Genomic DNA, 12,793 nt, shown 5'->3' with positions numbered 1-12,793 from the left:
ATCAGACAGGTAAGCACGCGTTGAAACACATCCCCCGCAAGCGCTTCGGACAGCATTTTCTGTCCGACAAGGGCATCATCGAAGATATCGTGCAGGCCATTGCACCCCATCCGGGCCAGCCCATGGTTGAGATCGGGCCGGGCCTCGCGGCGCTGACCCAGCCCCTGGTCGAGCGCCTGGGGCGCCTCACGGTCATCGAGCTGGACCGCGATCTGGCCTTGCGCCTGCGTCTGCACGGCCAGCTGGAAGTGATCGAGTCCGACGTGCTCAAGGTGGACTTCACCGCGCTGGCACTGGCGATGCGCGAGAAAGCCGCGTTGCCCGACCTCAAGCTGCGCGTGGTGGGCAACCTGCCCTACAACATCTCCACGCCCATCCTGTTCCACTTGCTGGACCATGTGCAGGTCATCGAAGACCAGCACTTCATGCTGCAAAAGGAAGTGATCGACCGCATGGTGGCCGAGCCCGCCACCAGCGACTATGGGCGCCTGTCAGTCATGCTGCAGTGGCGCTACGCCATGGAAAACGTGCTGTTCGTGCCGCCTGAGAGCTTTGACCCACCCCCACGCGTGGACAGCGCCGTGGTCCGCATGGTGCCGCACGCAGAGCCTGCGCCTTTGTCGGTGCCCCTGCTGGAAGAACTGGTGCAGGTCGCCTTCAGCCAGCGCCGCAAGCTGCTGCGCCACACCTTGGGCCGCTGGCTCGAAGCGCGCCAGTTCGCCGGCACCTTCGACACCCAGCGCCGCGCCGAGGAAGTGCCGGTGAGCGAGTTTGTCGCTCTGGCGCAGGAATGCTCATAAATCAATAGCTGCTAGCGCTTGATGCATAAGCGCTAGTGCCTGATTTGGCTGCAAAGCGTCAACAACTGGCGCGCCCCAGGCGAGAGATGCCAAGCAAGGGCCGCCCCGCCGCGAGGGCATCGTCCACCTTCCCGAATTGCGCAGCAATTCGAGAGAAGGGGGAAGGCGCAAAGCGCCTCAGGGGGATGTCTCTGTTACGCCGCGCTCAGCCAGTAACCCGCGTTGAAAGGGCTGCTCATGCGCAGCGCCATCGGGGAGACATCGACAAGCTTGTCGGTCGGCATTTTTTCGGCGGAATCCGTGCCGATTTCTATGCCCTCGACACCTTGTTGGGTGCCGGTAGCCTCGTTCGCCCGTTCTGCTTGGCTGGTGGATGCAGAACGGGCTACAGAAAAGAATAGAAACACCGGAACGGTATCTTGCGGTCGCCCCAGTAGTCGGCGGCGTCGCGGAAGATATCGAGCAGTTGTTCACGCGCTTCCTTGTCGAACTTGCCCGTGGCGGGGATCTGCTCCAGCACCACGATGAAACCAGGCTGCGGGCCCGATTTATGCAAGGGATCCGTCATGCAGTCGTACAACGCATCAAAGTTCTTGCCGAAGTGCGACGGGAAGGTGAATTGCCCGGCAATCAGGTCCAGCACATCCTGCTTGGACTGTGCGTGGGCCAGGTTGGCGTACAAGAAATGGTGACCCATGGAGGTGGCCGCATCCTGCAGGTCCTGCACGCGGAAAGCGCGAATGGACTGCACGATGTTGGTGCGCACGCCACGCAGTGGCGTTTCCAGGTCTTTACGAAGTGGCGTCTGCATCTCCGCTACTCTTTCTTTTTAAAGTCCACAAACTTCTGGCATTTCGCAGGGCTGCGGGATGCAGCCTGCGGGTGGGGGATTCAAGGGGGCGCGCTTACCGCTGCCAGCGTATCTCTGGCCTGCGTGCAGCGCAACGGGGGTCACTCGACGATCTCGCGAAAACTGGCGTAGTGATCGCTGGTGTAGTAGCAGGCGTCCGGAACCCGGGGCTTGCCGCCACACACAATGCGCCGGGCTCCCCGGTTGCGCGATCCTGGTGTTCTGACGGTGTACTCACGGTAGTAGCCCCGCTTGTGGGCGGGCAACAGCCGCTCGCGATTGCCAAAAACTGTTCCGTCCTTGTCATACGGAAAGGGCCCTCCTTCACGGATCAGCGCATACGTCGCCCGCCCTTGGGGCGGCAACTCGGCCAATGCGATAGGGGGGATGGAGCCGTCGGTGGACGGGGAGTTCCGGGCATGCCCCGCTACCGGGGACAACACGAACGCAACACCCAAAACACACAAAAACCCTGCTTTGCGCGCCCGGGTGGCTACAGCCTTCAGCATCAACGAACCTTTCAGAAACTACGGGTTAACCCGAAATTTCGAGCCGCTAGTGTCGCTCAACGGCCCCCAAAAAGCAAGCGTCTGCACAAAGATTGGGCAGACGCTGAAGGGAAAAACAAGCTCTTTAAGTTAGCGCTTGCTATCAATTTTTGGCTTATCTTGACACGTTGGCATCGGCCACGGTAAGTGCTGTCATGTTCACAATGCGGCGCACGGTGGCGCTGGGCGTCAGGATGTGGACCGGCTTGGCCGCACCCAGCAGCACGGGGCCGATGGCGATGCCGCCGCCTGCGGCGGTCTTGAGCAGGTTGTAGGCGATGTTGGCGGCGTCGATGTTGGGGAACACCAGCAGGTTGGCGTCACCCGTCAGTTCGCTGCTGGGCATGAGGGCCGCACGGGCCTTGCCGTCCAGCGCCACGTCGCCATGCATTTCACCGTCCACTTCCAGCCAGGGGGCTTGCTGGCGCAGCAGTTCGAGCGTCTGGCGCATTTTGACGGCGCTGGGGTGGTTGCTGGTGCCGAAGTTGGAGTGCGACAGCAGCGCGGCCTTGGGCTTGACGCCAAAGCGCATCATTTCCTCGGCAGCCAGGGCGGTGATCTCGGCCAGCTCCTGGGGGGTTGGGTCGTAGTTGACGTGGGTGTCCACCAGGAACACCTGGCGCCCGGGCAGCATGAGGCCATTCATGCAGGCGTATACCGGCACATCCTGCGCAGTGCTGTCGGCGCCGCCGGCGTGTTTGCCGATCACCTGGTCGATGTAGAGCAGGTGGTTGGCCGTGGTGCCCCAGGTGCCGCAGATCAGGCCGTCCACCTCGCCCTTGTGCAGCATCATGGCGCCGATGAGCGTGAGGCGCCGGCGCATTTCGATCTTGGCGACCTGCTGGGTGATGCCCTTGCGCTCGGTCATGCGGTGGTAGGTCTGCCAGAAGTCGCGGTAGCGGTGGTCGAAGTCGGTGTTGACCACGTCGTAGTCCACGCCTTCCTTCAGGCGCAGGCCAAACTTTTCGATGCGCTGGGCAATGATGGCGGGGCGGCCGATCAGCGTCGGGCGGGCCACCTTTTCGTCCACCACGATCTGCGCGGCGCGCAACACGCGTTCTTCCTCACCCTCGGCGTAGGCCACGCGCTTCTTGGCGGCAGTGCGGGCGGCGTCGAAGATGGGTTTCATCGTCGTGCCGGAGGCGTAGACAAAGGTCTGCAGCCGGTCGCGGTATGCGTCCATGTCGGCGATGGGGCGCTGGGCTACGCCGCTGTCCATGGCGGCCTGGGCCACGGCCGGCGCAATTTTCATCATCAGGCGCGGGTCGAACGGCTTGGGAATCAGGTATTCGGGGCCGAACGACAGCTTCTCGCCCACATAGGCGGCGGCCACCACTTCGCTCTGCTCGGCCTGGGCCAGCTCGGCGATGGCGTGCACGGCCGCGATTTCCATCTCATCGGTGATGGTGGTGGCGCCGCAGTCGAGTGCGCCGCGGAAGATATACGGGAAGCACAGGACGTTGTTGACCTGGTTCGGGTAGTCCGAACGCCCCGTGGCCATGATGATGTCGCTGCGCACGCTGTGCGCCAGCTCGGGCGTGATTTCGGGGTTAGGGTTGGCCAGCGCGAAGATCACCGGGCGCTCGGCCATGGTGGCCACCATCTCGGGCTTGAGCACGTTGCCCGCCGACAGGCCCAGGAACACGTCCGCGCCCACCATCACCTCGGCCAGCTTGCGCGCGTCGGTCTTTTGCATGAACTGGCGCTTGTCGTCGTCCATCAGCTCTTCGCGGCCCTCGTAGACCACACCAGCCAGGTCGGTGACAAACACGTTCTTGCGCTGCACACCCACCTTGAGCAACAGGTTCAGGCAGGCCAGCGCCGCTGCACCCGCGCCGCTGGTGACCAGCTTCACCTCCTCGATCTTCTTGCCCGCCACCTTCAGCGCATTCACGATGGCCGCCGCCACCGTGATGGCCGTGCCGTGCTGGTCGTCGTGGAAGACCGGGATCTTCATGCGCTTGCGCAGCTCGCGCTCCACGTAGAAGCAGTCAGGGGCCTTTATGTCTTCGAGGTTGATGGCGCCGAAGGTCGGCTCCAGCGCGGCGATCACTTCCACCAGCTTCTGGGGGTCTTTTTCGTCGATCTCGATGTCGAACACATCCACGCCGGCGAATTTCTTGAACAGAACGCCCTTGCCTTCCATCACAGGCTTGGAGGCCAGCGCGCCGATGTCGCCCAGGCCCAGCACGGCGGTGCCGTTGGTGATGACGGCCACCAGGTTGCCGCGCGAGGTGTAGCGGAAGGCATTGGCCGGGTCCTTGACGATTTCTTCGCAAGGTGCGGCCACACCGGGCGAGTAGGCCAGCGCCAGGTCATGCTGGTTGACCATCTGCTTGGTGGCGGCAATGGCGATCTTGCCGGGCTTGGGAAACTCGTGGTACTCGAGAGCGGCACGGCGCAACTGGGCGCGCTTGTCGGAATCGTTGTTGTTCTGGGCCGTGGTGTTCTCGGGCATTCAGTGTCTCCAACTCAGTCAGGATGGGTGCAAAAAACCATGCCGCAGAGACTCCGCAGCGGTTGTCAGCTTTGTAAGGGTCTGCGATTGTAGGGCGGAGACGGTAAAAACCCTAGTAAGCGAATCTGCTTATATGGGTACATCAGTGATGACCTGTGCCGCAGCAATCCTGCCCCAGCAAAAACGCCCCGAGACCTCTGGGGCTTCGGGGCGCTGGCAGATGGAGGCGACGGGGTGCCTGCTCAGCGGCTGCTCGGAAAGCTGAACACCGCGCCCTCGCGCACACCGGCGCTGGGCCAGCGCTGGGTGATGGTCTTGCGCTTGGTGTAGAAGCGCATGGCGTCGGGGCCGTAGGCGTGCAGGTCGCCGAACAGCGAACGCTTCCAGCCGCCGAACGAGTGGTAAGCCACCGGCACGGGCAGGGGCACGTTCACGCCCACCATGCCCACCTGGATGTGGTCGGTGAAGTAGCGGGCGGCCTCGCCGTCGCGCGTGAAGATGCAGGTGCCGTTGCCGTACTCGTGGTCGTTGATGAGCTGCATGGCTTCCTGCAGGGTCTTCACGCGCACCACACCGAGCACGGGGCCGAAGATCTCTTCCTGGTAGATCTTCATGCCGGGCTTGACGTTGTCGAACAGGCACGCCCCCAAAAAGTAGCCTTCCTCATGGCCCGCCACCTGAACGCCCCGGCCATCGACCACCAGCGTGGCGCCTTCCGCCACGCCCTGGTCCACATAGCCCTTCACCTTCTCGAAGTGCGGCTTCGTGACCAGCGGGCCCATGTCGTTGCTGTTGTCGGTGCCTGGGCCGACCTTCATCTTGGCGATCTCGGTCTTCAGGCCCGCGATCACGGCGTCGCCCACTTCGTCGCCCACGGCCACCAGCAGCGGGATGGCCATGCAGCGCTCGCCGCACGATCCGTAGGCCGCGCCCATCAGGGCGCTCACGGCGTTGTCCACGTCCGCGTCGGGCATGAGCACGGCGTGGTTCTTGGCGCCGCCCAGGGCCTGCACGCGCTTGCCGTGTTTGCAGCCTTCGGCGTAGATGTATTCAGCGATCGGGGTCGAACCCACAAAGCTCACGGCTTTCACGCGAGGGTCTTGCAGCAGCGTATCGACGGCCAGCTTGTCGCCGTTGACCACGTTGAGCACGCCGGGCGGCAGGCCCGCTTCCAGCGCGAGCTGGGCGATGAACAGCGTGCTGCTCGGATCACGCTCCGAGGGCTTGAGCACAAAGGTGTTGCCGCAGGCCACGGCCATGGGCCACATCCACAGCGGCACCATGGCCGGGAAGTTGAAGGGCGTGATGCCTGCGGTGACGCCCAGCGCCTGGAACTCACTCCACGAGTCGATGCTGGGGCCCACGTTGCGGCTGTGCTCGCCCTTGAGCAGCTCGGGCGCGTAGCTCGCGTATTCGACGTTTTCAATGCCACGCTGCAGCTCACCGTGTGCATCGGCCAGCACCTTGCCGTGTTCGGCGGTGATCAGGGCGGCAATCTTGTCGGCGTTTTCTTCGAGCAGGACTTTCAGCTTGCTCATCACGCGGGCGCGCTTCAGGGGCGGCGTGTTGCGCCAGGCGGGGAAGGCGGCTTCGGCTGAAGCGATGGCGGCCTCCACAGTAGCCTTGCTGGCCAGCGCCACGCTGGTGGTCGACTGGCCCGTGGCGGGGTTGAACACCGGCTGCGTGCGCGCCGTGTCCGCAACGATCTTGCCGTCGATCAGGTGGCCGACGGTGGTGGTGACGTTCTTGTCGTGGTTCATGGCAAAAATATAGGTAAAAAGTGCCGCTAGCGCTTATCTAGAAAGCGCTAGCAGCTATTGAATCAGGAGTATTCCCGCTGGCGGATGAAACGGCGCGCGCCAAGCCAGCGGCCGCCGTGCACGGGCCGGAGTGTGTCATCACGCCGTTTCAGCCAGGGCATCGCCCAGTGCGTTGATCAGGCGGTCGATTTCGGCCTTCTCGCTGATGAAGGGCGGCGCCAGCTGGATAGTGTCGCCACCGTAACGCACGTAAAAGCCCTTCTTCCAGCAGTTCATCGCAATTTCATAGGGGCGGCGGGCCGGCTCGCCCGGCAGCGCGGCAATGGTGAAGCCAGCAGCCAGCCCAAAGTTGCGGATGTCAGCCACATGCTTGGCGCCCTTCAAGCTGTGCACGGCTTGCTCGAAGTACGGCGCCAGCGCGTTCACGCGGCCGATCATGTCTTCCTTCTGCAGGATGTCGAGCGCCGCAATGCCCGCCGCGCAGGCCACGGGGTGGGCCGAGTACGTATAGCCGTGCGCGAACTCCAGCATGTACTCCGGGCCGCCCGCCGCCATGAAGGTGTCGTAGATCTCCTTGGTGGCCACCACGCCGCCCAGCGGTTGCGCGCCGTTGGTCACTTGTTTGGCAAAGTTCAGGATGTCGGGCGTCACGCCAAAGGCTTCGGCCCCGGTCCAGGCGCCGCTGCGGCCAAAGCCGCTGATCACTTCGTCAAAAATCAGCAGGATGTTGTTCTGCGTGCAGATCTCGCGCAGGCGCTGCAGGTAGCCCACGGGCGGGATCACCACGCCGGCCGAGCCCGAGAAAGGTTCCACGATCACGGCGGCAATGTTCGATGCGTCGTGCAGCGCAATCACGTCCAGCAGGCGGTCGGCCAGCTCTTTGCCCGTGGGCGGCATGCCTTTGTGGAACGAGCCAGCGGGTGGCTGGGTGTGGGGCAGGTGGTCGGCTTCAATGCCCTGGCCGAACATCTTGCGGTTGGCAACAATGCCGCCCACCGAGATGCCGCCGAAGTTCACGCCGTGGTAGCCCTTTTCGCGGCCGATCAGGCGGGTTTTGCTCGCCTGGCCCTTGTTGCGCCAGTAAGCGCGTGCCATCTTCAGCGAGGTGTCGGCCGACTCGGAGCCAGAGCCGGTGAAGAACACATAGTCCAGGCCCGCAGGCGTCAGTTCCTTGACCCGATTGGCCAGCTCGAACGACAGGGGGTGGCCGAACTGGAAGGCGGGCGCGTAGTCCAGCTTCATCGCCTGCTTGCCAATGGCCTCGGCGATCTCGCGGCGGCCATGGCCCAGGCCCGCACACCACAGGCCCGAGAGGCCATCAAAAATCTTGCGACCGTCCGCGTCGGTGTAGTAGGCGCCGCTGCCCTCCACGATCATGCGAGGGTTGGCCTTGAACTGGCGGTTGGCCGTGTAGGGCATCCAGTGCGCGTCCAGCCACTCGGCGTCCATGCGGGGGCCTTCGGCACCTGCGTCGGGTTTTTCGATGTTGACGAAGCTCATGGGGTTCTCCAGTGCAAAGGCGGCGACAAAAGGCAGACAACCCCAGCGGTCTGGGGCTTGACGTAGGGCATTGTTGCGCTGCCTGTTAATCTCTCCAATACTCCAATATCAATGTTTACTTGACGGTTTATGCAAGTAAAAACACCTCCACCCCACCCTTCCCCCAAACACCGCGCCGTACTGGGCCAGCTCAGCGACATGGACCTGCGCCTGCTGCAGGTGTTCAAGAGCGTGGTCGAGTGCGGCGGCATGTCGGCCGCAGAGCTGGAGCTGAACATCGGCACCAGCACCGTCAGCCGCCACATGAAGGACCTGGAGACCCGCCTGGGCCTCACCTTGTGCCGCCGGGGCCGGGCCGGTTTTGCCCTCACGGCCGAGGGGCAGCGCGTGTACGACGAGACCCTGCGCCTGCTGTCGGCCGTGGACGCCTTTCGCAGCAGCATCGACGACATCCACCGCCGCATGGGCGGGCGGCTGGAGGTGGCGGTGTTCGACAAGACCGCCAGCAACCCGGCCGCGCACATCGGCGATGCGATTGCGCTCTTTGCCAGCCAAGCGCCCGAAGTCAGCCTGCAGATGCACGTGGCGTCCATCCCGGCCATCGAGCGCGGGCTGATCGACGGCAGCTTCCACGTTGGCATCATCCCGGCGCACCGCACGTCGCAAAGCCTGGTCTATGCCGACCTGTTCGCCGAAACGATGTTGCTGTACTGCGGCGCGCGCCACCCGCTGTACGGCACCGACCATGCTGCGCTCACCTGGGAATCCCTGCGCGCCTACCAGTTTGCGGGCCTGGGCTACCACTCGCCCAACATGGAGCTGAGCCACAGCACCCGCCTGCCGCGCAAGGCCACCGGGTTCGACCAGGAGTCGATTGCCACGCTGATCCTCTCAGGCCGCTACCTGGGTTTTCTGCCCGACCACTACGCCGAAGGCTTCGAGCGCCAGGGGCTCATGCAGGCCGTTCTGCCCGCGCAGTTCCACTACCGCTGCCAGTTTGTGAGCGTGCTGCGCAAGTCGCCGCAACCGCCGAGGGCGGCGCAGGCGTTTGCACAATGCCTACTGGAGGCCCATGGTTGATGACTTGCCCGCAGCGCGGCGCAGGCAGACAATGCCAACTCTTTGGCGCTTTTGAGCGGGGCACACCATGGCAACCATTTCTTCGATTGGCAGTTCCGGCCTGCAGGCCGCGCAGTTGCGGCTGGATGCCTCGGCCAACAACGTGGCCAACATGAACACCCCCAACTACCGCCGCCAAGTGGTGGCCCAGGAAGAGGCCGCCGACAGCGCTGGCGTGCGCGCCACCGTGCAGCGCCAGCAAGAGGCCGAGGGCGTGGCGCTGGAGAAGGAGGCGGTCGAGCAGATGTCGGCCACCTACGCCTTCAAAGCCAATCTGCAGACCATCAAGGCACAAGACGAAATGATGGGTTCGCTGCTGGACGTAAAGGCCTGAGTCGTTTCTCCCGCGCTCCCCACAATGCCCCGCCAGCCGGGGCATTGTTGTTTTCAGCGCCAGCGCTGGAGTGGCCTCGGGCGACCTCAGCTGGCTACAACCAGCCCGGCCAGCCGGTGAACGAGCCAGCGTTGAAAGGCCAAGCCGGTAGCGGTGCGGCTGCGCAAGGGAATGCTATACATGGGGGCTCCTTCGTACGGGTGGTTCAGACGGTGGTTCAAACGGCCTGCAAGGCGGCTGGGCTGGGTGCCTGTGTGGCGTCGTCAGCGCCGCGCCGGGCAGCCCGGTCCCAGGCCTTTTCATGGAAGAAGAACGCGACCGCCTGCACCGTGGGCTCCAGCAGGCTCAGCGTGAGCGAGGCCCACAGGTTGCCCGTGACGGCATAGGCCACCAGGGCGGCCACGCAAATGTGGATCACGTAGTAGCTGCCAGTTTTCATCAGCATGGTTTTGTTCTGGCGGGCAGCGCGGCGGACGTGGGACATGGCGGACTCCTTTTCACTTCTTCATCAGGGCCTGCCGTGGTGAGCAGGGATGTTGAAATGGTAGTAATTCTCAATAGCGTTGGCTAATTGATCATCACTAAGCCGGAGATAGCCACTATCAAGCGGCCATGCATCCCGGTCGGGCGGCGCCATGCCAACCAAACTGGTTCAGCGCGTGAACCAGTTCACCGATGGGGCTCAAAAAAAGCCGCTCCGCGCCATGCCCCCGTTGCTATGATGGCCGCTCTTTTCAACCCCCTCTTTTGCTTTGGGAGCACACATGGCCCTCATGGACTTCATCAAGAAACAGTTCATTGACATCATTCAATGGACCGAAGAGGGGGACGGCACGCTGGCTTGGCGCTTCCCCATGGCGGGCATGGAAATCCAGAACGGCGGCACGCTGGTGGTGCGCGAGTCGCAGATGGCCATCTTCGTCAACGAAGGCCAGGTGGCCGACGTGTTTGGTCCCGGCACCTACAAGCTCACCACGCAGACGCTGCCGGTGCTCACGTACCTGAAGAACTGGGACAAGCTCTTCGAGTCCCCCTTCAAGAGCGATGTGTACTTCTTCAGCACACGCCAGCAGATCGACCAGAAGTGGGGCACGCCCCAGCCCATCACGATCCGCGACAAGGACTTTGGCGCCGTGCGCCTGCGCGCGTTCGGCAACTACGCCTTCCGCATTGCCGACCCCAAGGCTTTCCACACCGAAATCTCGGGCACGCGCGAGTCGTATCCCGTGGCCGACCTGGAAGGCCAGCTGCGCGGCCTGGTGCTGCAGAACATCAGCAACGCCATTGCGGGCAGCGGCCTGCCGTTCCTCGACCTGGCGGCCAACCAGGTGATGTTTGCGGAGGCGATGGTCAAGGAACTGGCGCCCATCTTTGCCAAGCTGGGCATCTTGATCGAATCTCTCACGGTGCAGAACGTCTCGCTGCCCGAAGAGCTGCAAAAGATCCTCGACCAGAAGATCGGCATGGGCATGGTGGGCAACGACATGGCCAAATTCATGCAGTACCAGACGGCGCAGGCCATCCCCAAGTTCGCCGAAGCCAGTGGCGGTGGTGGCGGCATTGCGGGCGATGCGATGGGCCTCGGCGCGGGCGTGGCGCTGGGCCAGGTGCTGGCGCAAAACCTGCAGCAGGGCCTGCAGACCCCGGTGGCTCCCGCTGCTGCTGCGGCAGCGCAGGCCGCTGCGACCCCGGTGGGTGTCAAGCCCGAAGAGGTCATGGCAACGCTGGAAAAGCTGGGCGAACTCAAGTCCAAGGGCATCCTCACGCAGGAAGAGTTCGACGCCAAGAAGGCTGAGCTGCTCAAGAAGCTGGTCTGAACTCGGTTGCTATCATAAATATAGCTGTTTGCGCTGGAGGGATAAGCGCTAGAGGCCAAAAAGGCCTCAAAGCCGTGTAGCGCGGCGCAGGCAGCAGCCCCACGATGGCCACCGACCCCACACAGCGTTACTACCGCGCGCCCTGCCCGGGCTGCGGCGCGCCGGTTGAATTCCGCAGCGCGCAGTCCACGCACGCCGTCTGCGGCTACTGCCAGAGCACCGTTGTGCGCAGCGGCGACGTGCTCACGCGCCTGGGCAAGATGGCCGAGCTGTTCGACGACCACAGCCCCCTGCAGCTCATGGCCAGCGGGCGCATCCAGCTCGACGGCAAGGATGTGCCCTTCACCCTGGTGGGTCGCCTGCAATACAAAGGCGATGCAGGGGTCTGGACCGAATGGGCCGCCTTCCTGAACGACGGCACCCTGGCCACGCTGGGCGAGGACAACGGTGCCTATGTCTTCACGCGCCCCATCGACCCCGGCCGCGAAATGCCTGCGCCCGAGCGCTTTCGCATCGGCACCACCACCGCCATCAACGGCAAGCCCTACAGCGTGGCCTACACCGGCCAGGCATCGCTGATCTCTGCCCAGGGCGAGCTGCCCAAGCTGCCGCCGCTGGGCCAGCCCTTTGGCATGGTCGAGCTGCGCAGCGCCGACGGTGAAGTGGTCAGCATCGACTACGGCCACACCCCGCCCAACGTGGAGCGCGGCAAGTCGGTACTGCTGGAAGACCTGCAGCTCCAGGGCCTCAAGGACGAATCCGCCAAGGACGAAAAAGGCCGCCAGTTCAACTGCCCGCACTGCGGCGCGCCCGTGCAGGTGAAGCTGGCGGGCACCAAAAGCATCACCTGCGGTTCCTGCGCCAGCATCATCAGCCTCGATAGCGGCGTGGGCGGCGAACTGCGCTCGGCCGAGCAGGACGAGCCCGTGCAGCCCCTCATTCCGCTGGGCAGCAAGGGCCAGCTGCAGGGTGTGCACTGGCAGGTGGTGGGTTTTCAGCACCGCATGGGCGTGGAGCCGGGCGACGACGAGCACTTTGGCTGGAGCGAATACCTGCTCTACAACCAGAAGCGCGGGTTTGCCTTCCTGGTCGATTCCGAAGAAGGCTGGAGCATGGTGCGCCCCACCACCGGCGCGCCGCAGCTCTCCTCCAACGGTCGCACCGCCACCTACATGGGCACCAAATACGAGCTCAAGTACACCTACGAGGCTGAAACCACCTACGTGCTGGGCGAGTTCTACTGGCAGGTCACGCGGGGCCAGAAAACCAGCAACCGCGACTTTGCGAGCGCCAAGGGCCTGCTGTCGCTGGAGCAGACGCCGAACGAAGTCACCTGGTCCGCCGGTGACAAGCTGGCCAGCGACACCGTGGCCAAGGCCTTCAAGCTCGAAGACAAGGCCGATGTACTGCAGCGCGACGACCCCGGCCCCTTCACCGCCAAGTCGGGCCTGGGCTGCGGCACCATCATCCTGATTGCGATCATCATCATCATCCTGCTGATCATCCTGAGCAATTGTTCGGGGTCATCGGGCAGCGGCTACCGCAGCTCGGGCGGCTCGTTCGGCGGATACTCGTCCGGCGGAAGCCACAAGTAGGCGGGCGCTCCA

At 63.9% G+C, this 12,793-nt stretch carries 12 protein-coding genes; 5 read left to right on the top strand and 7 right to left on the bottom strand.

Translation table 11 applies throughout. The annotated features are described in order from the left end of the window. The first annotated feature begins 20 nt into the window (after positions 1-20). Positions 21-800 (top strand): 16S rRNA (adenine(1518)-N(6)/adenine(1519)-N(6))-dimethyltransferase RsmA, encoded by a 780-nt coding sequence (gene rsmA, locus C8C94_RS17990; protein ID WP_121421674.1) that lies wholly within the window; start codon positions 21-23, stop codon positions 798-800. Positions 801-994: 194 nt separating this feature from the next. Here rsmA and C8C94_RS25490 read toward each other — a convergent pair whose 3' ends face one another. The 6 genes from C8C94_RS25490 to C8C94_RS17965 form a co-directional block, all read right to left on the bottom strand. Continuing rightward, the gene (locus C8C94_RS25490; RefSeq protein WP_147433275.1) at positions 995-1,207 is read right to left on the bottom strand and encodes a hypothetical protein; all 213 of its coding nucleotides are present in this window, start codon (positions 1,205-1,207) and stop codon (positions 995-997) included. Continuing rightward, on the bottom strand, positions 1,186-1,611 hold the full coding sequence (locus C8C94_RS17985; RefSeq protein ID WP_010464776.1) for a barstar family protein: 426 nt from the start codon (positions 1,609-1,611) through the stop codon (positions 1,186-1,188). Before C8C94_RS17985 ends, C8C94_RS25490 begins: the two co-directional genes overlap by 22 nt. 140 nt (positions 1,612-1,751) lie before the next feature. Beyond that, the gene (locus C8C94_RS17980; RefSeq protein WP_055398013.1) at positions 1,752-2,159 is read right to left on the bottom strand and encodes a ribonuclease domain-containing protein; all 408 of its coding nucleotides are present in this window, start codon (positions 2,157-2,159) and stop codon (positions 1,752-1,754) included. A gap of 154 nt (positions 2,160-2,313) precedes the next feature. Then, a complete protein-coding gene (locus C8C94_RS17975; RefSeq protein ID WP_121421673.1) occupies positions 2,314-4,656 on the bottom strand; it encodes an NADP-dependent malic enzyme in 2,343 nt (780 codons plus the stop codon). A 242-nt stretch (positions 4,657-4,898) separates the two neighbouring features. After that, entirely contained in the window at positions 4,899-6,416 is a 1,518-nt protein-coding gene (locus C8C94_RS17970; protein ID WP_121421672.1) for a CoA-acylating methylmalonate-semialdehyde dehydrogenase, read from the bottom strand. Positions 6,417-6,554: 138 nt separating this feature from the next. Continuing rightward, on the bottom strand, positions 6,555-7,916 hold the full coding sequence (locus C8C94_RS17965; RefSeq protein WP_121421671.1) for an aspartate aminotransferase family protein: 1,362 nt from the start codon (positions 7,914-7,916) through the stop codon (positions 6,555-6,557). 129 nt (positions 7,917-8,045) lie between these two features. Here C8C94_RS17965 and C8C94_RS17960 point away from each other — a divergent pair, with 129 nt between their 5' ends. Together C8C94_RS17960 and C8C94_RS17955 are read left to right on the top strand one after the other, a co-directional pair. Then, the gene (locus tag C8C94_RS17960) at positions 8,046-8,996 is read left to right on the top strand and encodes a LysR family transcriptional regulator (protein ID WP_055398026.1); all 951 of its coding nucleotides are present in this window, start codon (positions 8,046-8,048) and stop codon (positions 8,994-8,996) included. A gap of 67 nt (positions 8,997-9,063) precedes the next feature. Beyond that, positions 9,064-9,369 carry a flagellar basal body protein gene (locus C8C94_RS17955; protein ID WP_055398029.1) on the top strand — a complete coding sequence of 102 codons (306 nt, stop codon included), beginning with the start codon at positions 9,064-9,066 and terminating at the stop codon, positions 9,367-9,369. 217 nt (positions 9,370-9,586) lie between these two features. Here the strand turns inward: C8C94_RS17955 and C8C94_RS17950 are convergent, their stop codons facing one another. Continuing rightward, entirely contained in the window at positions 9,587-9,853 is a 267-nt protein-coding gene (locus C8C94_RS17950; protein ID WP_121421670.1) for a DUF2061 domain-containing protein, read from the bottom strand. A 280-nt stretch (positions 9,854-10,133) separates the two neighbouring features. Here C8C94_RS17950 and C8C94_RS17945 point away from each other — a divergent pair, with 280 nt between their 5' ends. Together C8C94_RS17945 and C8C94_RS17940 are read left to right on the top strand one after the other, a co-directional pair. After that, the gene (locus tag C8C94_RS17945) at positions 10,134-11,186 is read left to right on the top strand and encodes an SPFH domain-containing protein (RefSeq protein ID WP_055398033.1); all 1,053 of its coding nucleotides are present in this window, start codon (positions 10,134-10,136) and stop codon (positions 11,184-11,186) included. A gap of 104 nt (positions 11,187-11,290) precedes the next feature. Then, the gene (locus C8C94_RS17940) at positions 11,291-12,781 is read left to right on the top strand and encodes a DUF4178 domain-containing protein (RefSeq protein ID WP_055398036.1); all 1,491 of its coding nucleotides are present in this window, start codon (positions 11,291-11,293) and stop codon (positions 12,779-12,781) included. The last annotated feature ends 12 nt before the right edge of the window (positions 12,782-12,793 follow it).

The organism is Acidovorax sp. 94 (assembly GCF_003634645.1).
In the GTDB taxonomy this organism is placed as follows: domain Bacteria; phylum Pseudomonadota; class Gammaproteobacteria; order Burkholderiales; family Burkholderiaceae_C; genus Acidovorax; species Acidovorax facilis.
The sequence above is the reverse complement of the archived record's forward strand: the minus strand, read 5'-3'. Positions and strand labels throughout refer to the sequence as shown.

Bases quoted from the DNA above. Each gene is read 5' to 3' on its own strand.
- C8C94_RS17965 (WP_121421671.1), bottom strand. From the start codon at position 7,916: ATGAGCTTCGTCAACATCGAAAAACCCGACGCAGGTGCCGAAGGCCCC.
- C8C94_RS17945 (WP_055398033.1), top strand. From the start codon at position 10,134: ATGGCCCTCATGGACTTCATCAAGAAACAGTTCATTGACATCATTCAA.
- C8C94_RS17980 (WP_055398013.1), bottom strand. From the start codon at position 2,159: ATGCTGAAGGCTGTAGCCACCCGGGCGCGCAAAGCAGGGTTTTTGTGT.
- C8C94_RS17960 (WP_055398026.1), top strand. From the start codon at position 8,046: ATGCAAGTAAAAACACCTCCACCCCACCCTTCCCCCAAACACCGCGCC.
- C8C94_RS17985 (WP_010464776.1), bottom strand. From the start codon at position 1,611: ATGCAGACGCCACTTCGTAAAGACCTGGAAACGCCACTGCGTGGCGTG.
- C8C94_RS17940 (WP_055398036.1), top strand. From the start codon at position 11,291: ATGGCCACCGACCCCACACAGCGTTACTACCGCGCGCCCTGCCCGGGC.
- C8C94_RS17975 (WP_121421673.1), bottom strand. From the start codon at position 4,656: ATGCCCGAGAACACCACGGCCCAGAACAACAACGATTCCGACAAGCGC.
- C8C94_RS17950 (WP_121421670.1), bottom strand. From the start codon at position 9,853: ATGTCCCACGTCCGCCGCGCTGCCCGCCAGAACAAAACCATGCTGATG.
- C8C94_RS17970 (WP_121421672.1), bottom strand. From the start codon at position 6,416: ATGAACCACGACAAGAACGTCACCACCACCGTCGGCCACCTGATCGAC.
- C8C94_RS17955 (WP_055398029.1), top strand. From the start codon at position 9,064: ATGGCAACCATTTCTTCGATTGGCAGTTCCGGCCTGCAGGCCGCGCAG.